Annotated in this window: 23 protein-coding genes; 3 read left to right on the forward strand and 20 right to left on the reverse strand. The window is 63.3% G+C overall.

Features of this window, described 5'->3' with window-relative positions; all coding sequences use genetic code 11:
• Positions 1-17 precede the first annotated feature (17 nt).
• The 9 genes from aroC to CXY74_RS13040 all read right to left on the reverse strand — a co-directional run bounded on the left by aroC (position 18) and on the right by CXY74_RS13040 (position 9,623).
• Positions 18-1,226, reverse strand: coding sequence for a chorismate synthase (gene aroC / locus CXY74_RS13000; RefSeq protein WP_104200800.1), 1,209 nt, complete (start codon positions 1,224-1,226; stop codon positions 18-20).
• A 5-nt stretch (positions 1,227-1,231) separates the two neighbouring features.
• Complete coding sequence (locus tag CXY74_RS13005) at positions 1,232-2,110, reverse strand: shikimate dehydrogenase (RefSeq protein ID WP_104200801.1); 879 nt, start codon at positions 2,108-2,110, stop codon at positions 1,232-1,234.
• On the reverse strand, positions 2,103-3,467 hold the full coding sequence (gene mltG / locus CXY74_RS13010) for an endolytic transglycosylase MltG (RefSeq protein WP_233193382.1): 1,365 nt from the start codon (positions 3,465-3,467) through the stop codon (positions 2,103-2,105). Before mltG ends, CXY74_RS13005 begins: the two co-directional genes overlap by 8 nt.
• 2 nt (positions 3,468-3,469) lie before the next feature.
• The gene (ruvX, locus tag CXY74_RS13015) at positions 3,470-3,940 is read right to left on the reverse strand and encodes a Holliday junction resolvase RuvX (protein ID WP_104200802.1); all 471 of its coding nucleotides are present in this window, start codon (positions 3,938-3,940) and stop codon (positions 3,470-3,472) included.
• Positions 3,941-3,942: 2 nt separating this feature from the next.
• Positions 3,943-6,597 (reverse strand): alanine--tRNA ligase, encoded by a 2,655-nt coding sequence (gene alaS / locus CXY74_RS13020; RefSeq protein ID WP_104200803.1) that lies wholly within the window; start codon positions 6,595-6,597, stop codon positions 3,943-3,945.
• Positions 6,598-6,666: 69 nt separating this feature from the next.
• On the reverse strand, positions 6,667-6,876 hold the full coding sequence (locus tag CXY74_RS13025) for a hypothetical protein (protein ID WP_104200804.1): 210 nt from the start codon (positions 6,874-6,876) through the stop codon (positions 6,667-6,669).
• Between the two features lie 83 nt (positions 6,877-6,959).
• Positions 6,960-7,325 (reverse strand): DUF948 domain-containing protein, encoded by a 366-nt coding sequence (locus tag CXY74_RS13030; RefSeq protein WP_104200848.1) that lies wholly within the window; start codon positions 7,323-7,325, stop codon positions 6,960-6,962.
• 129 nt (positions 7,326-7,454) lie between these two features.
• Positions 7,455-8,084, reverse strand: a complete 630-nt coding sequence (rpsD, locus tag CXY74_RS13035; RefSeq protein WP_104200805.1) for a 30S ribosomal protein S4 — start codon at positions 8,082-8,084, stop codon at positions 7,455-7,457.
• A gap of 198 nt (positions 8,085-8,282) precedes the next feature.
• Complete coding sequence (locus CXY74_RS13040) at positions 8,283-9,623, reverse strand: replication-associated recombination protein A (RefSeq protein ID WP_104200806.1); 1,341 nt, start codon at positions 9,621-9,623, stop codon at positions 8,283-8,285.
• Positions 9,624-9,730: 107 nt separating this feature from the next.
• Between CXY74_RS13040 and CXY74_RS13045 the strand changes: the two genes are divergently transcribed.
• The 3 genes from CXY74_RS13045 (at position 9,731) to CXY74_RS13055 (ending at position 12,612) form a co-directional block, all read left to right on the forward strand.
• The gene (locus tag CXY74_RS13045) at positions 9,731-10,546 is read left to right on the forward strand and encodes a peptidylprolyl isomerase (RefSeq protein WP_104200807.1); all 816 of its coding nucleotides are present in this window, start codon (positions 9,731-9,733) and stop codon (positions 10,544-10,546) included.
• A gap of 110 nt (positions 10,547-10,656) precedes the next feature.
• Positions 10,657-11,889 (forward strand): DUF349 domain-containing protein, encoded by a 1,233-nt coding sequence (locus CXY74_RS13050; RefSeq protein WP_104200808.1) that lies wholly within the window; start codon positions 10,657-10,659, stop codon positions 11,887-11,889.
• A gap of 114 nt (positions 11,890-12,003) precedes the next feature.
• On the forward strand, positions 12,004-12,612 hold the full coding sequence (locus CXY74_RS13055; RefSeq protein ID WP_104200809.1) for a type IV toxin-antitoxin system AbiEi family antitoxin: 609 nt from the start codon (positions 12,004-12,006) through the stop codon (positions 12,610-12,612).
• Here the strand turns inward: CXY74_RS13055 and CXY74_RS13060 are convergent.
• The 11 genes from CXY74_RS13060 to pdxS all read right to left on the reverse strand — a co-directional run bounded on the left by CXY74_RS13060 (position 12,609) and on the right by pdxS (position 23,802).
• Entirely contained in the window at positions 12,609-14,864 is a 2,256-nt protein-coding gene (locus tag CXY74_RS13060; RefSeq protein ID WP_104200810.1) for a bifunctional (p)ppGpp synthetase/guanosine-3',5'-bis(diphosphate) 3'-pyrophosphohydrolase, read from the reverse strand. The genes CXY74_RS13055 and CXY74_RS13060 overlap by 4 nt on opposite strands.
• A 165-nt stretch (positions 14,865-15,029) precedes the next feature.
• The gene (gene secF, locus CXY74_RS13065) at positions 15,030-16,043 is read right to left on the reverse strand and encodes a protein translocase subunit SecF (RefSeq protein WP_104200811.1); all 1,014 of its coding nucleotides are present in this window, start codon (positions 16,041-16,043) and stop codon (positions 15,030-15,032) included.
• Positions 16,043-17,764, reverse strand: a complete 1,722-nt coding sequence (gene secD / locus CXY74_RS13070; RefSeq protein WP_104200812.1) for a protein translocase subunit SecD — start codon at positions 17,762-17,764, stop codon at positions 16,043-16,045. The genes secF and secD overlap by 1 nt, the downstream gene beginning before the upstream one ends.
• Before the next feature lie 116 nt (positions 17,765-17,880).
• On the reverse strand, positions 17,881-18,267 hold the full coding sequence (gene yajC / locus CXY74_RS13075) for a preprotein translocase subunit YajC (RefSeq protein ID WP_104200813.1): 387 nt from the start codon (positions 18,265-18,267) through the stop codon (positions 17,881-17,883).
• Between the two features lie 113 nt (positions 18,268-18,380).
• On the reverse strand, positions 18,381-19,391 hold the full coding sequence (gene ruvB / locus CXY74_RS13080; RefSeq protein WP_104200849.1) for a Holliday junction branch migration DNA helicase RuvB: 1,011 nt from the start codon (positions 19,389-19,391) through the stop codon (positions 18,381-18,383).
• Between the two features lie 35 nt (positions 19,392-19,426).
• Positions 19,427-20,095, reverse strand: coding sequence for a Holliday junction branch migration protein RuvA (ruvA, locus tag CXY74_RS13085; protein WP_104200814.1), 669 nt, complete (start codon positions 20,093-20,095; stop codon positions 19,427-19,429).
• On the reverse strand, positions 20,092-20,718 hold the full coding sequence (ruvC, locus tag CXY74_RS13090; RefSeq protein WP_104200815.1) for a crossover junction endodeoxyribonuclease RuvC: 627 nt from the start codon (positions 20,716-20,718) through the stop codon (positions 20,092-20,094). The genes ruvA and ruvC overlap by 4 nt, the downstream gene beginning before the upstream one ends.
• Positions 20,719-20,722: 4 nt before the next feature.
• Positions 20,723-21,487, reverse strand: a complete 765-nt coding sequence (locus tag CXY74_RS13095; protein ID WP_104200816.1) for a YebC/PmpR family DNA-binding transcriptional regulator — start codon at positions 21,485-21,487, stop codon at positions 20,723-20,725.
• A gap of 129 nt (positions 21,488-21,616) precedes the next feature.
• Positions 21,617-22,171 carry a DUF1697 domain-containing protein gene (locus CXY74_RS13100; RefSeq protein WP_104200850.1) on the reverse strand — a complete coding sequence of 185 codons (555 nt, stop codon included), beginning with the start codon at positions 22,169-22,171 and terminating at the stop codon, positions 21,617-21,619.
• Positions 22,172-22,246: 75 nt separating this feature from the next.
• Positions 22,247-22,888, reverse strand: coding sequence for a pyridoxal 5'-phosphate synthase glutaminase subunit PdxT (pdxT, locus tag CXY74_RS13105; protein ID WP_104200817.1), 642 nt, complete (start codon positions 22,886-22,888; stop codon positions 22,247-22,249).
• A gap of 11 nt (positions 22,889-22,899) precedes the next feature.
• Positions 22,900-23,802 carry a pyridoxal 5'-phosphate synthase lyase subunit PdxS gene (pdxS, locus tag CXY74_RS13110; RefSeq protein ID WP_104197914.1) on the reverse strand — a complete coding sequence of 301 codons (903 nt, stop codon included), beginning with the start codon at positions 23,800-23,802 and terminating at the stop codon, positions 22,900-22,902.
• Positions 23,803-23,826: the final 24 nt, after the last annotated feature.

Raw genomic sequence — 23,826 nt, forward strand, 5'->3', positions numbered from 1 at the left:
CTCGGGCCGAAAGCTCGTCATAGTGTCGCGTCGCTGGACGCTCCCGTGCGCAGGTTGGCGGGAATTTCGGCCAAATAAGACTGGAGGTTACGACGGGTCTCTGTGATCGAGTCGCCGCCGAACTTCTCGAGCACCGAATTCGCGAGCACAAGCGCCACCATGGCCTCGGCGACAACACCGGCCGCCGGAACCGCACAGACATCGGAGCGTTGGTGGTGCGCCGCTGCCGGCTCGCTCGTTGCCACGTCGACCGTGCGCAGTGCCCGGGGAATCGTGGCGATCGGCTTCATGCCGGCGCGAACGCGCAATACCGTGCCGGTGCTCATACCGCCTTCTGTGCCGCCAGCCTTGTCGCTGACCCGCACAATCACGCCATCCGCTTGCACGAGTTCGTCGTGCGCGTCGGACCCGCGACGACGGGTGGTCTCGAAACCGTCGCCAACCTCGACACCCTTGATCGCCTGTATGCCCATGAGGGCAGCGGCGAGCTGCGAATCCAGACGACGGTCCCAGTGCACGAATGACCCGAGGCCTGGGGGAAGATTGTAGGCGAGCACTTCGACGACGCCGCCGAGGGTGTCACCATCATCGTGCGCGGCATCCACTTCAGCGACCATCAAAGCGGATGTCGCGGCGTCGAAACAGCGCAGCAAGTCAGCGTCAAGGGCGTCCACGTCTCCGGGCAACGGCAACGGCGCGCCGTCTGGCACGCGCACCGGTCCGATGGCGATCGTGTGGCTGACCAGGTGAATCCCCAGCTCGTTCAGAAAGGACCTGGCGACAGCGCCCAGCGCCACCCGTGCGGCCGTTTCCCGAGCGCTGGCGCGTTCCAGCACCGGGCGGGCTTCGTCGAAGTCGTACTTCTGCATGCCGACCAGGTCGGCGTGACCGGGCCGGGGCCGGGTCAGCGGCGCCCCACGACCGCGTGTGATCGTGCCTGGGTCCACCGGTGCTGCACTCATCACGTCGACCCATTTGGGCCACTCCGAGTTGCCAATGCGCAGTGCGACCGGACCGCCGAGGGTGAGCCCGTGCCGCACACCACCCGAGAGGGTGAGCTCGTCCTCTTCAAATTTCATGCGCGCACCTCGGCCATAGCCGAGCTTGCGGCGCGCCAGATCGAGGCGGATCGATTCTAGGGTGACCGGGATTCCAGCGGGCAAACCCTCGACAATGGCGATGAGTTCGGGGCCGTGAGATTCTCCGGCGGTGAGCCAACGAAGCATGGTTCCTATCTTTCCACAGCATCGTCGAAGCCAGTGTCACGGGTGAGCGCACCACGCATGGCCGCAAGCACGGACGGCTCGTCGGGTAATGGTTCAAACGGGTCAGCGGTAACAAAGACCCGCACTTGGATGAGTGCCTGATGCAGCAGCATTCCAAGTCCGTTCACCACCGTGCCCCCCGCCGCCTGCCACGACGTGGCGACCCCACTCGGCCACGGTGAGTACGCGACGTCGAACAAGACGGCATGTTCGCGCAGTTCCAGCGGAAGCAGCGACGGCAGCACGGTTCCTCCCGGCAGTGTGCTGATCACGACATCGCTGTCGACCCGGCTCACCCCACTGAAATCCTGCAGGTCGACGACCACGCCCAGCGTTCGGCCGAGCTCGACCAGTGGCTGCGCTCTTCGTGCGTCCCGCATGAGCACCGTGACGAACTCGGCGCCGAGTTCTGCTGCCGCCATCAGAGCGGATGACGCCGTCGCGCCAGCTCCGAGCAGAGTCACGTGCGTCGCCTGGGTGACTCCACTTTCGGCGAGGGCGCGCACCAGACCCGCAACATCCGTGTTGAAGCCGCTCAGTGTGCCGCGCCCCTTTACCCGGCGCAGCAGCACTGTGTTGACAGAACCGGTCAGCTGGGCAACCCGGTCGCAGTCGTCGATGAACGGCAGAACCTCCTGCTTGAGCGGCATCGTGAGTGACAAACCTCGCCATTCTGGCTCGAGCTTGCTCAGGAACATGGCGAGGGATCCTGATTTGACCTCGACGGCATCGTAGGACCAGTCCAGTCCCAGTTGCCGGTAGGCGGCTCGGTGCACCAGCGGCGAACGAGAATGCTTGATCGGCGAGCCGAGCACCGCAAGTCGATTCGAGGTGGGGCTATCCATATTCGGGGTGCTCCCTCATCCAGTTCTGCCAGACAACGACCGCGGCGTCGTGTTCTGCCGCGGTCGTGGAGAAGGCCGTCTCGCCGGTATCGAGGTTGACGGTCACGAAGAACAGCCACGGACCATCCAGCGGGTGCAGGGCGGCGTCAATGGCCAGGTCACCCGGGTTCGAGATGGGGCCGACGACCATGCCGGGGTGCACGTAGGTGTTGTACGGGTTGCCGGCATCGCCGCGTTCGGCGTCGGTCGTGGTCACGAGGTGGGTGTTTCCCGTGCCGTAAGCGACGGTCGCATCGGACTGGAGCAGACCGCTCGCCCACCGCGCCGGCTCCAGCCTGTTCAGAAAGACCCGGGACACCTTGTAGTAATCGTCGGCGAGGCCAGCTTCTCGCTGAATGAGTGAGGCGAACACGACGGTCGACCAGCGGTCGGCAACAGCGACCCCGGCCGAGTCGAGGGCCTCAAACTGCCGATCAACCATGGCCTGCAGGACGACCTGGGCGGTGTCCCCCGGTGAGAACGTGTAGGTGGCAGGAAAGAGGAAACCTTCGAGCGTGGTCGCTTCGGGCGGTAACCCAAACGAGCCCACGTTGGCCGCAGCGGCTTGCACGTCGGTGAGAGGAATGTCAGTGCCCTCGGATATCGATTGCAACACGTCGGCGGCCGCGGTTCCCTCCGGAACGACGACGGTCTGGCGTAGTCGCGTACCGTCAACGAGCAGCGCATCCAGGGCTGTGCTCGCGACCATTTTGGTCTTCAGCTGGTAGGCACCGGGCTGGAAAACCGGCTCCGGGCTAGCCTGTAAGAGAAGCGTGTAAAACGCATCGAAGCTCTTCACTACGCCCCGGTCTACCAGGGTGGTGGCGATGTCGGAGCCGCCGTCACCACCGTGAATCATAACGACCACGTCTTCACCGGAGGCCGCTTCCTCGGTCGTAAAATCGGCGGGCCCCTGTGTGGCCGCGATGATTTGCGAGATGGGACCTTGGAGAAAGAAGTAGGCCCCGGCCACGAGCGCAGCCAGCACGGCAATGACGATGAGGCAACCCCAGGCCCCCTTACGACTGTGCTTTTCTCGTGGAGGTTCGTCGGCCAGGAGTGAGCGCCGGTTTGCACGGCCGCGGCCGGAGCCGGAGCCGGAGCCGCCACTCTCGTGTGCCGACCGAAAAATGGTGGCGTCGGTAGGGGGCACGGCTGCTTCGCCGGCCAATCGAGGCAACAGCGGTCCGTCTCCGACGACGGCGACAGGAGGCGGCGCAGCCTGGCTCTCTCCCACGGCCGCTTGTTCCGCTGCGGCCTGTTGCGCGCGCAACTGCCGACGGCTCGGCAGCGGCTCTTCCGGGGTGGAACTCGGCACGGTTACGGCCTCTCTGTCGGTTCGACGGGCGACCCTGGCGGCCGCCCTGAGGCACGCTCACTGTCGAGCGCGTGTTGCAGAATGATAGTCGCGGCCACCTGATCAATCACTGGCCGGTGCGTTTTCGTGGACCGACCGGACGCCCGCAACGCCGACTGCGCAGACACTGTCGAGAGCCGTTCATCGACCAAGCGCACCGGTACGTCGAGAATTCGGTTGAGCCGCGCTGCAAAATCGATCGCGTCGTCGGTCGACGCGGTCACGTTTCCCGACAATGCCAGGGGCAAACCGACGATGACCTCGATCGCGTCAAGCTCGAGCACCACGGCTCGAATGCGCACGAGGTCGGTCAGCCCGGCCAGGTCGCGGGCAACGGTTTCGACCGGTGTAGCGAGCATCCCGTGGTTGTCGCTGCGGGAGACGCCAATGCGCACCTTGCCGACGTCGACGCCGACACGCACCCCTGACCGCATCGTTAGCGACTGATCGCTGCTACGACGGCCTGCAGCGCGGCCGGAATGGCGTCGCCGTTGGGGCCACCCCCCTGCGCGACGTCATCCTTGCCGCCACCGCCTCCGCCGAGAATTCCCGCAACGGTCTTGGCGAGGCTTCCGGCCTTGTGACCGGCAGCTCGCGCAGCCGTGTTGGTGGCGACGATCACGACGGGCTTACCCGCGGCAGTGGCGGAGAGCGCCACGACGACCGCGTCGGTGCCGAGGCGATCTCGGGTTGCCAGAGCCAGCACGCGCAGATCGTCCGGCGACCCGAGCACGCCGACGTCTTCGGCGACAACGGTCACGGCGCCGACCCGGCGGGCCCGTGTCAGCAGGGCCGGAACACGGTCGGTCAGGGCGCGGGCTTCGAAGGCGGCGATCTTCTTCTCCGCCGCCCTGAGGCTCGTCACGAGGTCACTGATGCGTTCTGGCAGCTGTTCGCGCGGCGTTTTCAGGCTCGACGTGAGCTGCGAGACGAGGGCTCGTTCGGCGGCGAGATCGCGGAAGGCCTCAAGGCCGACCAGAGACTCGACGCGGCGGTTGGTCGATCCGACCGAAGCTTCACTGATGAGGTTGATCATGCCGATCTCAGCGCTGCTGGACACGTGCGTTCCGGCGCAGAGTTCACGCGACCACGGACCGCCAATGTCGACGACGCGCACGACATCGCCGTACTTCTCACCGAACAGCGCCATGGCACCGAGCGCTTTCGCCTCGGCGATCGGCAGTTCGCGTGTAGTCACCGGCAGGTTGTCGCGAATGGCGTTGTTGGAGATCTCTTCGATCTCGGTGCGGGTCGCCGGGGAGAGTGCCTGGTTCCAGGAAAAGTCCAGCCGAAAGAAACCGGCCTTGTTGTAGGAGCCGGACTGGTGCGCATTCGGGCCGAGCACCTGGCGCAGGGCGGCGTGCAGCACGTGCGTTCCCGAGTGCGCCTGGCGGGCGCCGCGACGCCAGCTTTCGTCGACGACGCTCGTGGCGCGCTCGCCCACACCGACCTCGCCGGACTGCACGAGCACCTTGTGGCTGATCAGACCCCTGACCGGCTTTTGCACGTCGAGCACCTTGAGCTCGTAACCGGCGCCGACGATGAGGCCGGAATCCGCCTCTTGCCCGCCGGATTCGGCCCAGAGCGCGGTCTCGGCGAGGATAACCTCGGCTGTTTGACCGGCAACCGCGTTCGTGACGGACTCGCCGTCCACGATGAGGCCGAGCACTCTTGACTCGTTCCGCAGGTTGTCGTACCCGGTGAAGACGGTCTCACCGAGGGCTCGGAACGGGCTGTAGACGCCGAGGTCGGCGAGGGTCGTCTTCTTGGACTTCGCGTCGGCCTTGGCCAGGCTGCGCTGCTTGGTCATGAGCACGTCGAAGGCGTCACGGTTGACGCTCAGACCGGCTTCTTCGGCAATCTCGAGGGTGATCTCGATGGGGAACCCGTAGGTATCGTGCAACAGGAAGGCCGTTGGGCCGGCCAGTTCGGTCTTGTTGGCTTTTTTCGTCTTCGCCACCGCAAGATCGAGCACGGTGCTGCCGCTCGCGAGGGTGCGCAGGAAGGTTTCCTCCTCGGCGAAGGCGGCCTGGCTGATACGCCCGAAGTCGCTCTTGACCTCGGGGTAGGCGGCGCTCATGGCGTCACGCGAGACGGGCAGTAATTCGGGCAGGCTGACGGTGTCGACGCCGAGCAGGCGCATGGCGCGCACGCTACGACGCAGGAGGCGGCGCAGAATATAGCCGCGACCTTCGTTGGACGGCATGACTCCGTCGCTCATGAGCATGAGGGAGGAGCGCACGTGGTCGGCGACGATGCGCATGCGCACGTCATCGTCGTGGTCGGCGCCGTAGCGGCGGCCAGTGAGTGCGGCGGCACGGTCGAGTACCGGGCGCACCTGGTCGATTTCGTACATGTTCTCGACGCCCTGTTTGAGGAAGGCGACGCGTTCGAGGCCCATGCCGGTGTCGATGTTCTTCTTGGGCAGGTCGCCGAGAATTTCAAAGTCGTTTTTTCCGGTACTTTCACCGCGCAAGTACTGCATGAAGACGAGGTTCCAGATTTCGACATAACGGTCATCGTCCGTGGCCGGGCCGCCATCGGCTCCATACGCTGGGCCACGATCGACAAATATCTCTGAGCAGGGGCCAGCCGGGCCGGGCTGGCCGGTGGACCAGTAGTTGGATTCCATGCCGAGGCGCTGGATGCGGTTGTCCGGCACGCCGATGGCACGCCAGTAGCGGTAGGCCTCGTCGTCATCGAGGTAGATGGTGACCCACAGCTCGCTTTCGCGAAAGCCGTAGCCGCCCTGGTTCTCCGGGGTGGTGAGCAGCTCCCAAGCGAAGCCGATGGCTTCTTCCTTGAAGTAGTCACCGAAGCTGAAGTTGCCGTTCATCTGAAAGAAGGTGCCGTGCCGGGGTGTTTTGCCGACCTCTTCGATGTCGTTAGTGCGAATGCACTTCTGCACGCTCGTGGCGCGCGGATATGGCGCTGGAACGAGCCCGGTGAGGTATGGCACGAACGGTACCATGCCGGCCACGGTGAAAAGAAGGGTGGGATCGTCGCTCACCAGTGACGCGGACGGCACAACGGTGTGTCCACGATCGGCGAAGAAGTCGAGCCAGCGCCCGCGAATGTCAGCAGTCTGCATGGTGTCCGTAGCTTTGATGGTGCGTGAGTGTGGTGGTGCGAAAGACTGTGGTTCTGTGTAACGGGACGCCTACGGCGCGGTGGGCGTCGGCGCGTCGCCGAGTGCGGCGTGCAGCTCTGCCTCACGCTGCCGGTAGCCCTCGGAGATGGCCTCGCCGAACTCGCGGGCCTTGGTGTCGAGTTCGGTGAAGAACTGCTTACCTTGCTGGGTCTTATTGACCTCGTGGGCCACCACGAAGCCCGCGGCCACGCCGATGACCAACCAGATGACGTTCTTCATTGCACTTCTCCCTGAATCTGCGCTAGCCGTAGCCATCGATAAGTCGGGCGCGAGAATATCAGCGCCGTTTCCAGAGTAGCCGGTCAACCCCGATCACGCCGAGGCCGCCCGGCGCGAACGGCCGCCCGCACGCCAGCAGAGAACCCGGCGAGCTTGATCAGCGGGCCGCCAACCGTCGCGGCGAACAACGCGACGAGCGCGGAAACGTTACCGGTGGCATCCGCCACGTTACTCGTGATGGTGTCCACCCGCGCCAGTTGTTGATTCGCCCCGCGAATGGCATCGGTCGTTTCGGTCAGCATCGGAGTGATTCCCTCGCTGAGTTCGTGGATGGCCGCGGTGGTTTCATCAAACACTCGACCCAATTTGACCAGCGGAACAGCGATGACCGCGACCAGAATCGCGAACACGCCGGCTGCGATAAGACCGGCAATATCTCCACCTGACACGATGACTCCACTCAGTTCGATCGGCTCCTGCGGAGCTCGGGTATACAAAAAGGCGGATCACCCTGGGGTGATCCGCCTTTCAGCGTACCGTTTCACGCAGCCGGGGGCTGCCCTCAATCGGTCAGGTACTTAGCGAGCTGCGTAGTACTCCACGACGAGCTGAACTTCACAGGTCACCGGAATCTCGATGCGCTTCGGGGCGCGCACGAGGCGGGCCTGTAGCTTGTCGAGCTCAGCCTCGAGGTACGGCGGGAGCTTGGGGAGCAGGTCGACGTGTCCGCCGGCTGCTGCAACCTGGAAGGGCTCCATGCCCTCGCTGCGAGCCTTGACGTGCATGAGCTGGCCCGGCTTCACGCGGAAGGAAGGCCGGTCGACGAGCTCTCCGTCAACGAGGATGTGACGGTGCACGATCATCTGACGCGCCTGGGCCGTGGTGCGCGCAATCGCGGAACGAACGAGAAGGGCGTCGAGACGGGTCTCGAGGATCTCCACGAGGTTCTCACCGGTCAGTCCCTGACGACGACGAGCCTGCTCGAAGGCAATTTTGAGCTGGGCTTCGCGGATGCCGTACTGGGCGCGTAAGCGCTGCTTTTCGCGAAGACGCACAGCGTAGTCCGAATCGGTCTTGCGCTTGGTGCGGCCGTGCTCGCCAGGTGCATAGGGGCGCTTCTCGAGGAAGCGGGCTGCCTTCGGCGTGAGGGCAATGCCCAGGGCGCGCGAGAGGCGAGTTTTACTGCGGGTACGTGACTTGGTAGACACGGTTTCCTTTCGATCGGACTCAATAACAGGGATACCAGGGCGAGTGTGGACGTAATCGACACAGGTCATGGGAGATCAGAGGATTGGGTGCCACGGGACGTTCGGCTACAGAACGATTCCCCTCCAAACTGGAAACGGACGCAGCCGCATGCCGAAACCAGTTGTAGGCAGAGATAAGGCTAGCACACGGGGGCACTCTTACTGATTGCGCACTATTCTACGAATTTTGAGCAGGCGCGCAGAAATGTCGCGTTCGTGGCCGTGTTCGGTGGGCTCGTAGTAGCGGGTGTTTTTCAATTCGGTCGGCGGATATTGTTGGGTGACCACGCCGAGCGCATCATCGTGCGGGTACAGGTACCCCTTCCCATGACCGAGTCGTTTGGCACCAGGGTAATGCGCGTCGCGCATGCCCTTGGGCACTCGGCCCATCTTGCCGGCCCGCACATCGGCAATCGCCGCGTCGAGCGCCATGTAGGCGGCATTGGACTTGGGTGCGGTCGCGAGGTGCACGACGGCCTGAGCCAGGGGTATGCGGCCCTCAGGCATGCCGATCAGTTGCACGGCGTCGGCAGCGGCTACAGCGATCAGGAGCGATTGCGGGTCCGCCATACCGATGTCCTCGGAGGCGAGAACGATAATGCGCCGGCAAATGTAGCGCGGGTCTTCGCCGGCCTCGATCATGCGCGCCAGGTAGTGCAGTGCAGCGTCGACATCGCTGCCGCGCACCGATTTTATGAACGCGCTGATCACGTCGTAGTGCTCGTCACCGTTGCGGTCGTAGCGCAGCAAGGCACGATCAACGGCGAGGGCGACAACATCGGTCGTGATGACGGGCTTGCTGGTCGCTCCCGCTTCGAGCGTTGATTCGGCCGAAACGGATGCTGCTTCCAGCGCGGTCAGTGCCCGCCGCGCATCACCGGAGGCGAGTCGAATGATCGCGCCGCGGGCTTCTGGTTCGAGTTCGAACCGGTCGGCCAGGCCGCGCGCATCGGTGACGGCACGATCGACGACGATGCCGAGGTCGTCGTCGCTGAGAACTTCGAGGGTGAGCAACAGGGAACGAGACAGTAAGGGGGAGATGATCGAGAACGACGGGTTTTCGGTCGTCGCGGCGACCAGGATGACGACGCCGTTCTCGACCCCGGGCAGCAGGGTGTCTTGTTGGGCCTTGGAGAAGCGGTGGATCTCGTCGAGAAACAGCACCGTCGCAAGGCCGTACAAATCGCGATTGGTACGGGCATCTTCCATTACCTGCCGCACGTCACGTACGCCGGCCGTCACGGCGGACAACTCGACGAATCGTCGCCCTGAGCTGTGCGCGATGGCTTGCGCGAGCGTTGTTTTTCCGGTACCGGGCGGTCCCCACAAGATGACCGATACGCTGCCGCGCTCCCCGGTCTTGTCGCTCGCGAGACTCACCAGTGGCGAACCCGGCGTCAGCAGGTGGCGCTGACCGGCGACCTCGTCAAGAGTTTTTGGGCGCATTCGTACGGCGAGGGGGGTCGCACCACTGCGCAGACCCGGTTGAGCATCCGACATTCTTCCAGCGTAGTTTGTGCGTAGAGTTCTACGAGGTCGGGGGCACGACGCGTCCGATTGCTTTGTGTTCGGTCGTCGCCAACCCCGACGACCCTGGAGGGGTTCTAGTGGCTTCGAATTACAAGCTTGAGCGTGCGGCACGTGAAGAGCGCGGACGCGTTCGTTCCTACCAAGCCAGACGGGCCGTGCACGAGCACCAGAAGAAGCGTCGTGTGCGCGACAACGTGATCGCCGGTGGCGGTCTGCTCGTGGTGTCGACCCTGATCGTAATCGCTCAGGTCTTCTACTTCGACGGCGGCCCCGGCACCCCGGCACCCACAGCAGCAGCGAGTGCCACTCCGACAGCGCCCGGCACAGCAGCAGCGGGTGAGAATAGCGGAGACGTCCCCGCGAGCACCCTCGCCGAAGGTCGCACCTGGACTGGAACCCTCACCCTCAACGATGTCAACCTCGGCATCGAGCTTGACGGTGCCCTGGCACCACAGGCAGTCTCTTCCACCATCAGCCTCGCCCAGACCGGTTTTTACACCGGTGTCACGTGCCATCGCCTCACCACGGGTGGGTTCTTCGTGCTGCAGTGCGGCGATCCTGACGCCGAAAAAACCAGCGCAGATGCCACGCACGGCCCGGGTTACAGTTATGGGCCTGTGGAGAACGCCCCGGCCGACAATATCTACCCCGCCGGAACACTCGCGATGGCCCGTCAAGGCGGAAATGGGTACAGCATGGGGAGTCAGTTCTTCGTGGTCTATGACGACACGACCATCCCATCGGACGCGGGCGGTGGCTATACCGTGCTCGGCCACGTGACGAGTGGCCTGGACGAGCTCAAGGCCCAGATCACGGATGCCGGAACCGCGGATGGTGCCGGCGACGGTGCCCCGAAGGTGCCAACGACGATCACGGGCATAACAGTTCAGTAGGATCAATCGACCCGCCTGCGCTATTGCAATAGGCTTATCAGGGTATTTCCTGGCTCCGCACTCGTCACTCCCGCGGATTCACACACAACAACTCAGCAAAGGTGAGGCTCTTGACTACGACAGATCAGCAACCATGGGGTCGCGTAGACGAAACCGGCACGGTCTACGTGCGCGAGGCCGATGGCGAACGCGCCGTCGGCCAGTACCCGGATGCCACTCCGGAAGAGGCCCTGGCCTACTTCGAACGCAAGTACGTTGAGCTCAACGGGCAGGTCACCCTGCTCGAACAGCGTGCGAAGGGTGGCGCTCCGGCGGCGGATATCGCCAAGTCGGTCGCCAACCTCACCGTCGCCGTTGCCAACGCCAACGCCGTTGGCAATCTCGCCGCACTGGCCGAACGTCTCGGTGCTCTCGACGGGGCCGTCAGTGAGCTCACCGAGCAGCAGAGCATCGAGACCAAGGCCGCGTCCGCTGCCGCCGTCGCTGAGCGGGCCGAGATCGTGACCGAGGCCGAGCGTCTCGCCGCCGAAGATCCGGCGAAGACGCAGTGGAAGCAGACCAGCGCTGCCCTAGACGACTTGTTTGCTAAATGGCAGGCACACCAGCACGATGCCCCGCGCATTCCCAAGGGGGAAGCCAACGACCTCTGGAAGCGCTTCCGTGCCGCACGCACGACGATCGAGCAGAACCGCAAGGCCTTTTTCGCCGAGCTCGACAGCGCTCACAAAGACGTGCGCACCAAGAAGCAGCACTTGATCGAACAGGCGGAGGCCCTGGCCCCGCAGGGTGCCGATGGCGTCTCGACGTACCGAAACTTGCTTGACGAGTGGAAGAAGGCCGGTCGCAGCGGCAAGAAGCAGGACGACGCCATGTGGGCGAAGTTCAAGGCCGCCGGCGATGTGCTCTACTCGGTCAAGAGCGAGGTCGAAGCCCAGGACAACGAGGAGTTCTCCGCGAACCTCGTGCTCAAGCTCGAGCTGCTGACCGAGGCCGAAACCCTGCTCACCACGAGTGACCGTAACGCCGGCCGCGACACGCTTACCGTGATCCAGCGTAAGTGGGATGAAATCGGCAAGGTCCCCCGCGATCAGGTCAAGCCGATCGAGGATCGTCTGCGCAAGGTGGAAGCCGTCGTCCGCAAACTCGATGACGACCACTGGAAGCGCAACAACCCGGAGACGAAGGCCCGTACGGAGGGCCTCGCCGGCCAGCTGAACGACGCGATTGCCAAGCTCGAAGCTGAGCTGGTCGCGGCGCAGAAAGGCCAAAACGCCCGCGCCATCAAGGACGCCACCGAAGCGCTCGAGGCCCGCAAGGCCTGGCTGAAGGCGATCGGCCAGTAGCCAGAGCGGCAGCGGACTCCCGCGGAGTTATGCACACTCCACGGGGGTCCGCACTTTATCCACAGATGCGGCCCCTCAAGGGATCTGAATCGGTAAGGCCGTCACTCTGGGAGCATGACGAATCTACCGGGACGACCGCTCACCATAAACGATCTCCCGCTCACCGAGCTCTACAGCGCCCGCCTCGATGGCCAGGTCTTTCAAGTAGCTGATTCCTGGTGCGTGATCGATGAGATAGACGGATGTGATACTCGGGCTATCGCCGCCAGCCAGTTGGTCCCGCCCCGCGCCATCGCCGAACAACTCACCGCCGCGTGGATCTACGGCCTCGCACCGGAGCCGCGTCGCCACCAGTTCTGTGTGCTGATCAGCGCGCGCGCCACCGCTGTGTGGTCTCCGCGGGCGCAGGTGCGTGAAATCGTGCGTTCTCCCGATGACGTCCGCACCATCTCGGGGGTGCGGGTTACCACGCCCCTGCGTACCGCGGTCGACCTTGCGCGCTACACGCCCGGTACCACGTCGGCCGCCGGACTCACCGCCCTGCTGGCCCGCCTCCTGCACTACGGCGAGTACCCCGATGTCTCGGCCGCCATTCGCCTCTGCAAACGCGGCAGCCCCGCTCACAGCACACTCGCCGTGGAGCGATTGGCGGCCGTTCGGGCGCCCTTGCAGGCCCTGCGGCTGCAGGGCCCGCAGCATGCTGCCACCATCACCGCAGGTTAGCCGTCGCTGACCCGGTACACGTCATAAACGGCATCGATGCGACGCACCGCGTTCAATACGCGATCGAGATGAGTCGTGTCACCCATTTCGAATACAAAACGGCTCAGCGCCAGCCGGTCACTCGAGGTGTTGACGCTAGCCGAGAGAATATTCACGTGGTGCTCTGACAGTACCCGGGTGACATCGGAGAGCAGCCCGGCACGGTCGAGAGCTTCAATTTGTATATGCACGAGGAAGAGGCTCTTGGAGGTGGGTGCCCAATCGACCTCGATCATGCGCTCAGGTTCTTTGAGCAACGACTGCACATTGTGGCAGGAAGCCTGATGCACCGAAACGCCGGCGCCACGAGTGACGAACCCGACGATCTTGTCACCGGGCACCGGAGTACAACAACGGGCGAGTTTGACCAGAATGTCGGGCGCACCGCGCACGAGCACACCCGAATCAGTATTGCGGGTGGACTGGGTGCGACCCCGTGCGGCGACCGGAAAGTCGTTGTTGTCGTTGTCGTCGATGCTTTGCACCGAGGAGACAACCTTTTCAAGTACCGACTGGGTTGAAACGTGACCTTCACCCACAGCGGCATAGAGCGCCGATACGTCTTCATACTTGAGCTGGGCCGCGACCTCCGCGAAGGAATCCTGGTTCATCAGCTTCTGCAGGGGGAGGTTCTGCTTGCGCATCGCACGCGCGATGGCGTCGCGACCCTGTTCGATGGCTTCGTCGCGGCGTTCTTTCGTGAACCATTGCCGGATCTTGTTGCGCGCCCGGGGGCTCTTGACGAAGTTCAGCCAATCCTTGCTCGGGCCGGAGTCAGGGTTCTTGGAAGTGAACACCTCGACGACGTCGCCGGTGATCAGCTCGTTCTCCAACGGCACCAGTCGGCCGTTGACTTTGGCACCCATGGTGCGGTGGCCAACCTCGGTGTGCACCGCATAGGCGAAGTCAACCGGGGTGGCGCCGGAGGGCAGGCCAATGACCCGGCCTTTCGGCGTGAAGACGTAAACCTCCTTGGCGCCGATCTCATAACGCAGGGAGTCAAGGAACTCGCCCGGGTCGGCCGTTTCGGCCTGCCAGTCAGAGATGTGCGCGAGCCACGCCATATCGGTATCGCTCTGGAGACCTGGCCCGCCGGTGCTCTTACCGTTGACCTGTTCCTTGTACTTCCAATGCGCGGCAACGCCAAACTCAGCACGCTGGTGCATTTCGGTGGTGCGAATCTGAATTTCCACTGCGCGACCGCTCGGGCCGAGCACGGTCGTGTGCAGGGACTGGTACAGGTTGAACTTCGGGGTGGCGATGTAGTCCTTGAACCGGCCGGGCAGCGGTGTCCACCGGGCGTGGACGGAACCCAGCACGGCGTAGCAGTCCCGCACAGAGTTCACGAGAACGCGAATACCGACAAGGTCGTAGATCTCATCGAATTCCCGGCCGCGCACGACCATCTTCTGGTAGATCGAGTAGTACTGTTTGGGTCGACCGGCAACTTTGCCGCGAATGCGTGCCGATTTGAGGTCATCGTTGATGGTATCGATGACCTGCTGAACGAACTCTTCGCGCTGCGGCGTGCGCTGCTTGACCAGACTTTCGATCTCGGCGTACAACTTGGGGTACAGCACCGCAAAAGACAGGTCTTCGAGTTCCCATTTGATGGTTTGGATACCCAGCCGATGCGCTAGGGGCGCGTAGATCTCCAACGTCTCTGTCGCTTTTCGCACGGCGGATGCGTTGGGCACGAAGCCCCAGGTGCGCGCATTGTGCAGCCGGTCGGCGAGTTTGATGATGAGCACCCGAATGTCTTTGGACATTGCGACGATCATCTTGCGCACGGTCTCAGCCTGGGTCGAATCGCCGTACTTCACCTTGTCGAGCTTGGTGACCCCATCCACCAGCATCGCGATTTCATCACCGAAGTCGGCCCGGAGTGCGTCGAGGGTGTATTTTGTGTCTTCCACGGTGTCGTGCAGCAGCGCTGCGGCGATGGTCTTGGTACCGATCCCCAGGTCGGCCAGAATCTGAGCTACCGCAACCGGGTGCGTGATATACGGCTCCCCGCTGTGCCGAAACTGCCCGTCGTGTGCTCGCTCGGCAGCGGTATACGCGCGTTCGATGATCGATAGATCGACCTTGGGGTGGTTCGACCGGACTGTCTTGATCAAGCGATCGACGGCACCGGCAGGCTGCGCGCGCGAGAAAATGCGCGGCACTAGTCGGCGCAGCGAGGCCGGGGATGGGGTTGTCGTGTCGGTCATAATCTCACCTCGTACTTCACGCTCTGCAGGGGCGGGTGTGCGTACTGTCAATTATGCCGGTTCTCTGAGGCTCACCCGTACGCCCCCAGCGATCACGTATCGATCACATGCGGAAACGGCCGACCCGAAAGGGCCGGCCGCTTCTCGTCGTGCACGTTCGTGCGACTACACCGTGACCATCCCCGCGGTTGGAGCTGATGCCTTGGCACGAGCGGCGAGGGCTTTTTTGTCGTGCTTGCGAATGGCATCCTCACCGTTTCGCAGCTGGGCGTACAGCGGTGTGGCAATGAAGATGGTCGAGTAGGTACCAACCAGAACTCCAATGAGCAGCGCGAGCGAGATATCGCGCAGGGTGCCGGCACCCAGAACGAACGCACCGATGAACAAAATGGATGCCACGGGCAGGGCAGCCACGACCGAGGTGTTGATCGAGCGAACGAGCGTCTGGTTGACGGCGAGATTGACCGACTCGGAGAAGGTTCGGCTCGAGCCTGAACCGTCAAGATTGGTGTTCTCGCGAATCTTATCGAAGACCACAACGGTGTCGTAAAGCGAGTAGCCAAGAATCGTGAGGAATCCGATGACTGCCGCCGGCGTGATTTCGAAACCCGTGATTCCGTAGAAACCGGCCGTGATGACGAGGTCGTGCAGCAGCGCTACCATGGCCGCCACCGACATCTTCCACGTTCGGAAGTACACGGCCATGATGATGGCGGCGAGTACCAGGAACACCACAAGCGCCCGCAGGGCCTGTCCGGTGATGTCCTGACCCCAGGTCGCACCGATGAAGGAGGTCGCGACTTCAGTGACGGGCACGTCATACGCCGTGGCGAGAGCGTCACGCACTTCCGAAGTCTGCCCTTCCGACAGCTGATCAGTCTGCACCCGGACACCATCAGAACCGATGGTGGAAATCTTCGCCACAGCTTCGGGAACGACGTTTGCGACGGCATCCGTTGCCGTGGTCTCGGACTGGCTCGTCGTCTGCGAAACAACGAACTCGCTGCCCCCGGTAAATTCGATACCGAAGACGAAGCCTCCGCGCAGCAGGAACGGACCGACGATGGCGATGAGAATCATGCCACCGGCGATGAGGTACCACAGTTTGCGGCGCCCGACGATATTGAGCGAGCGCGCGCCCGTGTAGAGGTCATTTCCGAACTGCGAGAAACTGGCCATCAGGAATCCTTCCTGTCTGTCGATCGATCAGTGCTGGTTCCGACGAGTTCCGATGCCTTACGTTCGGCGATGGTCTGCCGTTTGGCCGCCTCTTTGCTGGAGGAGGAAGCTTTGGTCCCCGATACGGCTGCCGAGGGCTCAAATCGAGCGCGTCCCCGGTACACGGCACCGAGCGCTCGCGGATCGAGCCCGCTCAGTTTGTGGCCCTCGTTGAAGAACTTCGTCTGAGCGACCAGCTGAAGCATCGGGTGGGTGAACAAGCCGACCACGAGGAGGTCGACGACCGTGGTGAGGCCGAGGGTCAGTGCGAAACCACGCACGTTGCCGACGGCGAGCACGAACAGTACGGCTGCGGCAAGGAAGTTGACAACGTCGGAGGCGACGATGGTGCGGAAGGCTCGCTTCCAGCCGGCCTCGACCGAGGACTCCAGCCCGCGGCCGTCACGCAGCTCGTCTCGCACGCGTTCGAAGTAGACGATGAATGAGTCGGCGGTGATACCGATGGCCACGATCAAACCGGCGACACCGGCCAGGGACAGGCGATAGCCCTCGCGCCAGGACAGGATGGTGATCAAAAGGTAGGTGATCACCGCTGCCACGCCGAGGGACGCAACCGTGATCAGACCGAGAAGGCGGTACTGCGCGAGCGAGTACATGACAACGAGGATCAAACCGATCAGGCCGGCGATGAGCCCATTGAGGAGTTGCGTCGAACCGAGCGTCGCCGAGATGGTGTCCTGGCTTTGCACGGTGAAGCTGATGGGGAGAGCACCGAACTTCAGCTGGTCAGCCAGAGCCTTGGAACTGTCCTGATCGAAGGAACCGGTGATCTGCGGCCTGCCATCGAGGATGGCGCCCTGGGTGGCCGGCGCCGAAATAACACGGCCGTCGAGCACGATCGCAAATTGGTTCTGCACACCGGTGAGGTTGAACAGTCGTGTTGTGACATCAGCGAATTTCGACGTTCCCGTGCTGTTGAAGACGATATTGACAGCCCACTCGCCCGTGGTCGCGCCGCTCTGCGTGGTGCGCTGGCCGTTGGTCGCGTCGGCGATCGTTGACCCGTCGACCTCGACCGGGCCGAGGATGTACTTGACCGTGCCGTCGGTTTCGCAGGTGATCAGGGGCTGATTGGCCGGCGCAACATTGGTCGTGTTGATTTTGCCGCAGTCGAAGGCGTCGTACTCGGCCTGGAGTGCGGGGGTGACGTAGTTCAGATCGCTCGCGTCGGTCGGTTCGACGGCGGGCGTGGTCGACAGGCTCGGATCGACAGGAGCCTGCGGTGCAGGCGTTGCGGTACCGTCAGCGCCGACGGTCTGGCCGGACGGCTGACCGGCGACGAGCACCGCACGAAACTCGAGCTTGGCCGACGACTTGATGCGGTCCAGGGTGGCGTCATCGGGGGTACCGGGGATCGACACGACAATGTTTCGTCCGCCCTGAGTGTTGACCTCCGCCTCGGATACTCCCGAGGAGTTGACACGCTGGCGGATGATGCCCACCGCCTCGGTGAGCTGCTCCGAAGTCACGGTCGCGCCACTCTCAACCTGTGGGGCGAGGATGATCTGTGTTCCACCCTCGAGGTCGAGTGCCAGTTTCGGCGTCCACGATCCGCTCTGGGTGAATACGCCGAAAGCGTTGAGGGCGATCAGGCCGACGATAAGCACGCCAAGCCAGGTCAGGGAACGCCAGGCCTTCTTAACCGGAGACGACTTAGCCACCTATGAACTCAGCTTTCTGTTGGCGCCCACGCCAGAATGCGTGGGCGCGCCGCGTGATGCAGTACGTGCGTTGTGTTAACTATGGTGCCAGCGAAGTATTGCCTAAAAGTGAGAAACTACGCGTCACCCTTTTTGGGCTGCTCGGTTGTGTCGGTGTCGGCATCGGCAACGCGCTGGCCGAATTCCGGCTCGGTGAGCGAGTCGATGCTATCAACATTAGAGTCCTCGGAAACGTCGACGACGACCGGCTCCACCACACGGGCGATGGTCTGACGGTGAATTTCGACGACGACGCCGGGCGCGATCTGCAGCTCGACTTTGTTGGCCTCTTCATCGATAGCGATGATCGTGCCGTACATGCCGAAGTTGGTCATGACGTCTGCGCCGGCAACCATGGTGGCCTGCAGCGCTTCCTGGTCTTTCTTGCGCTTGCGGCCATTGCGGAACATGAAGAAGACGAGAACGGCCAGAACGGCCAACATGACGAGAGTCAATGAATCCATAAAATTGTATTACCTTTCGATTGCGGCACGAGTGGCCGAAGCTTGTGATGGGGGCCCGATTTGCGGGGACGCGCCTACTGAATTAGAGCTATAGGCAGACGGGCCAAATTGAATTATAGATCAAGAAGGGTCGCACTGCCCTGAGGAGAGGTCAGACCGAAATGTTGCCACGCTGCGCTGGTGGCAACTCGACCTCGCGGGGTGCGCGTGAGAAATCCTATCCGCACCAGAAACGGCTCTACGACCGCCTCCACCGTTTCGGACTCTTCACCGACGGACACGGCCAGGGTGTTGAGCCCTACAGGCCCTCCCCCGAACCGCGTCAGGATGATCTTCATCACCTCACGGTCGAGGCGGTCGAGGCCGATCGCATCGACGTCATAAAGTTCGAGAGCCGCGTGCACCGCGGCAATATCGGCCGCTCCCCCGTGCACGAGCGCATAGTCCCGTACCCGACGCAGCAGGCGATTCGCGATGCGCGGCGTGCCGCGGCATCGCCCAGCGATCTCGGCGAGGGCATCTTTTTTGATCGGCAGGTCGATTAGGTGTGCTGCACGAGCCAGAACTTGTTCGAGCTCGCTCTGAGCGTAGAACTCGAGATGGGCGGTGAAACCGAATCGGTCACGCAAGGGGTTTGGCAGCAGCCCGGAGCGGGTAGTAGCGCCGACCAGGGTGAACGGGGCCAGTTCGAGCGGGACGGAGGTAGCGCCGGCGCCCTTGCCGACCATGATGTCGATGCGGAAGTCCTCCATGGCAAGGTAGAGCATCTCTTCGGCGGAGCGAGCCATGCGGTGGATCTCGTCAATGAAGAGCACCTCGCCGGGCACCAGGGACGACAGCACGGCCGCGAGATCGCCAGCGTGTTGAATGGCCGGACCGCTCGACATGCGCAGCGGTCGGTTGCCCTCGTAGGCGACGATCATAGCCAGGGTGGTCTTGCCGAGGCCGGGAGGGCCGGCCAGAAGGATGTGGTCGGGGGTGCGATTCTGCATTGTGGCGGCGGTCAGCAGCAGCTGCAACTGTCCACGAACCTTCTTCTGTCCGACGAATTCGGCCAGACTCTCCGGGCGCAGGGCGCCCTCGAACGCTAGCTCTGACTCGCTTTCCAGCGAGGGGTCGACCACCTTGACGGCGGGGTTCTCGATGGATGGATCGGTTGTCACGAGCGAGCCGTTCCGGTGCTCGCCGCGGCCGCCGCACCGGTAACGTGGTGCGCTGCCGGTCCAAGCCGGCCGAGGGCCAACCGGAGCACAGCGGCAACCGCCGGCGGCGCGGAGTCTGTGCCGGCGACATCCGCCAGCTCGGACAGGGTCTCATCGACCGCCTCCGCTGCGACTCGCTCCGACCAGCCGAGGCCGATCAGTGCAGCCAGCACGCTGGCAGCGACCGACGAGGCCCCTCGTGCCCGGGGTGGAGAAGTTGCCGCCGTCACAGCGAGTTTGCCGGCCAGGGAGAGCACGATGAGCTTTGCCGTTTTCGGTCCGATGCCGCTGACCTTGCGGAACACGCCGTCGTCATCACCGGCGACAGCCTGCGCGATCTGGTTGGGGGTGAGCACCGCGAGCACGCCGAGAGCGGACTTGGGGCCCACACCGGTCACACCGACGAGCAATTCGAAGACGGCGAGCTCATCAGCAGTGGGAAAGCCATAGAGCGTGAGCGAATCCTCGCGCACGATGAGGATGGTCACCAGCCGGGCTTCCTCGTCGATGCGCAGGCCGAGTGCGGTGGCTGGCGTCACCTGCACGGCGAGACCGACACCGCCGACCTCGATCACGACAGTTGAGCCGACAGCTGAGCGGACAGGGCCACGTACGGAGGAGATCACCGCTTAAGACTACGGGGCACCGCCGACACTGCTGTCACCGATTTGCGTTCGGCGTCGCGCCACGCTTTCTGGGCGGGGGTGGGTGCTCCGGGCATGACGGTGGCCGCTTTCACGGAGGTGACGGTCGGCAGAGTGCCACCGGATGCCCCGGTACGCCAGGCGTGGCAGATCGCGAGGGCGAGGGCATCCGCTGCGTCGGCCGGTTTGGGAATTTCGGTGAGCCCCAGGATCCGCGCGACCATAGTGCCGACTTGTTTCTTGTCGGCAGCACCGTAGCCGGTGATCGCCGCCTTCACTTCGCTCGGGGTGTGCAGGGTTACCGGCAGACCGCGCTTCGCGGCGAGCAGCAGGGCGACACCGCTGATCTGCGCGGTACCCATGACGGTACGCACGTTGTGCTGGGCGAAGACGCGTTCAATGGCAATGAATTGAGGCCGATGGCGGTCGAGCATGTCTTCCAAACCCTGGGCCAGGAGCAGCAGCCGCTGCTCCAGGGGCAGGTCGGGTGCACTGCGCAGAACCGTCACATCCACCAGGCGAGCCGAGCGGTTACCCTCGACGTCGACCACGCCCACACCGCAACGGGTGAGGCCCGGGTCGATGCCGAGAACCCGTACCGCCATCGAATTACTCGGACTCGCTCGCGAGTGCCGCCTGCACCTCGGCCGACAGGTCGTAATTGGAATACACGTTCTGCACGTCGTCGAGATCTTCCATTGCGTCGATCAGGTGGAACACCTTACGAGCGGTTTCGGCGTCAACCTCGATCTTGAGCGAGGGAATGAACGCAATATCCGCTGACTCATAGTCGATTCCAGCGGTCTGCAGCGCGGTGCGGGTGGCGACCAGGTCGCTCACATTGGAATGAATCTCGAAGGTCTCACCCTCGTCAATGACCTCTTCGGCACCGGCATCGAGAACGGCAAGCATGATGTCGTCTTCGGTGAGCGTCGGCAGGTGCTTGACCACAACGACGCCCTTGCGGTGAAAGTTGTAGGCCACGCTGCCCGGATCGGCCATGGCCCCGCCGTTGCGAGCCATCGCGGTGCGCACCTCGGCCGCGGCGCGGTTTTTATTGTCGGTGAGGCACTCGATCATGATCGCGACACCGTGCGTGGCGTAGCCCTCGTACATGATGGTCGTGTAGTCGACCTGCTCGCCCGATAGGCCGGCACCGCGCTTGACCGCGCGGTCGATGTTGTCGTTGGGTACCGAGGTCTTCTTGGCCTTCTGAATGGCGTCGACCAGCGTTGGGTTGCCCGAGAGGTCAGCGCCGCCCAATCGAGCCGCAACCTCGATGTTCTTGATGAGCTTGGCGAACGCCTTGGCCCGCCTGGAGTCGGTGACCGCCTTCTGGTGCTTAGTGGTGGCCCATTTGGAATGCCCGGACATACATCTCCCGTTGTTGTGCTCGATCGTTTGGACGTGGTGCAGCAGGCGCCGGCGGCCCGTGGCCATGTGGCCGTTACGCTGCGGGCGGCGGCAGTGCGTGGTTGGTGCACACGTAGGTGCTAAACCAGTCTATCCCGGTGTGAGTTCCAGCAGCTTGTGCAGAGTGTGCAGGTTGCGGGTGGTCGTCGTGTTGCGGTATTTGAGCTTGGCACTCTTCTTACTGAAAGCACTCTTGATGCCGACCGTCTTGCGAACCTCCCAGTAGAGCACACCATGGCCGAGTTCGATGCGTTCCTCGGCGGCCGCGAGTTCTTTGCGGTGTCCGGCGAGCTCGCTGAGATGTCCCGGGTCGGAGGAGAACATCACATACGGATGCCAGCCGTCGCGGTCCGCGTCGAAGGGGTAAGCGCGAACGATCCGGTCGAGGGATTCGGCGTCGACGAGTACGATCCACGCCTCGTAGTCAAACCGAGCGGCCAGGGCCTTCTCGATGCGGGCCTTGAGCGCGGCCGCATCCGTCTTATCGACGAGCGGACTGTCGATACTGAAGATCACATTGCCGCTTGCCAACACGGTTTTGACGTCGGTGTAACCGAGTTCGTGAAATGTTTCAGCAAGATCCGTCATGGCTATGGTGATGCCGTTGACGTTGATGCCGCGGAGCAGTGCTACATATCGGGTCATCATTGACCACCGGTTGTCTGAGTCATGTCTGAACCCTAGCCACACTCACGCACCCGGCACAATTAAGCCGACTTCTTACTGTGCCGCGGAAAACACTTTCTGCAGGAAATACTGGTGAAAACGGTATTCGCCGGTGATTTCCGGGTGAAAGGAGGTTCCGAGCAGGTTTCCTTGCTCGACAGCGACGCAGCGCCCGTCATTGAGGGTGGCCAGCGCAGTCGCCCGCACACCGATGGTCTCCACGACCGGCGCTCGAATGAACACGGCATGCACCGGCTGCTGACCGAGCACCGGAATGTCGAGGTCGGTCTCAAAGGAGGCCGTCTGCGACCCGAAGGCGTTGCGGCGCACCACGATGTCGAGTCCTCCGAGACTCTGTTGACCGTTCATACCGTCGATAATCGTGTCGGCAAGCATGATGAGGCCGGCGCACGTGCCGTAGACCGGCAATCCACCCCGAATGGCGGCCTTCAGTGGCTCAGCGAGACCGAACGTGCGGGCGAGTTTGTCCATGACACTCGACTCACCGCCCGGGATGACCAGACCGTCGATTCGGTCGAGTTCTTCTGGGCGGCGTATCGGGTCGACGTGTGCGCCGAGTTCGTGCAACACGTGCGCGTGCTCGCGAAAATCGCCCTGCAGGGCGAGCACCCCGACCCGCAGACCTGCCGGTACAGCGGTTTCTGCCAGTCGGGTGCGCACGGAGAGGATCGTCACGAACCGCTCAGTTACCAGCCGCGGGTCGAGAGGAGGTGCGGCGCGGGAATGTCCGACACGTTGATGCCGACCATGGCTTCGCCGAGGCCACGCGAGACATCTGCGATGACCTTGGCGTCGTCGTAGAACGTGACGGCCTTGACGATGGCCGCTGCGCGTTGCTCAGGGTTACCCGACTTGAAGATGCCGGAGCCGACGAAAACGCCGTCAGCGCCGAGTTGCATCATCATGGCAGCGTCGGCCGGGGTGGCCACGCCTCCGGCGGTGAACAACACGACGGGCAGCTTACCGGTCGAGGCGATCTCGGCGACGAGCTCGTAGGGTGCCTGCAGCTCCTTGGCGGCGACGTACAGTTCGTCGCGACTGAGTGAGGTGAGACGCTTGATCTCGCCGTTGATGGTGCGGATGTGCTTGGTGGCTTCGGAGACGTCGCCGGTGCCGGCCTCTCCCTTGGAACGAATCATGGCCGCGCCTTCATTGATGCGGCGAAGCGCCTCCCCGAGGTTGGTAGCACCGCAGACGAAGGGAATGGTGAAATTCCATTTGTCGATGTGGTTCATGTAATCGGCCGGGCTGAGCACCTCGGACTCATCGATGTAGTCAACGCCGAGCACTTCAAGAATCTGCGCCTCGACGAAGTGGCCGATACGAGCCTTGGCCATGACCGGAATGTTGACCTCCGCGATGATGCTGTCGATGAGGTCGGGGTCGCTCATCCGGGCTACGCCACCCTGTGAGCGAATGTCGGCGGGCACGCGTTCAAGAGCCATGACGGCGACAGCGCCGGCGTCTTCAGCAATACGAGCCTGGGCAGCGGTGACGACGTCCATAATGACGCCGCCCTTGAGCATCTCGGCGAGTCCACGCTTGACGCGGCTCGAGCCGAACTGCTCGGCGGAGGTTGATTTAGTCATAACACGATTGTATTCCTTGCACGG

It is taken from the genome of Cryobacterium sp. Y29 (assembly GCF_002929825.1).
GTDB lineage: Bacteria > Actinomycetota > Actinomycetes > Actinomycetales > Microbacteriaceae > Cryobacterium.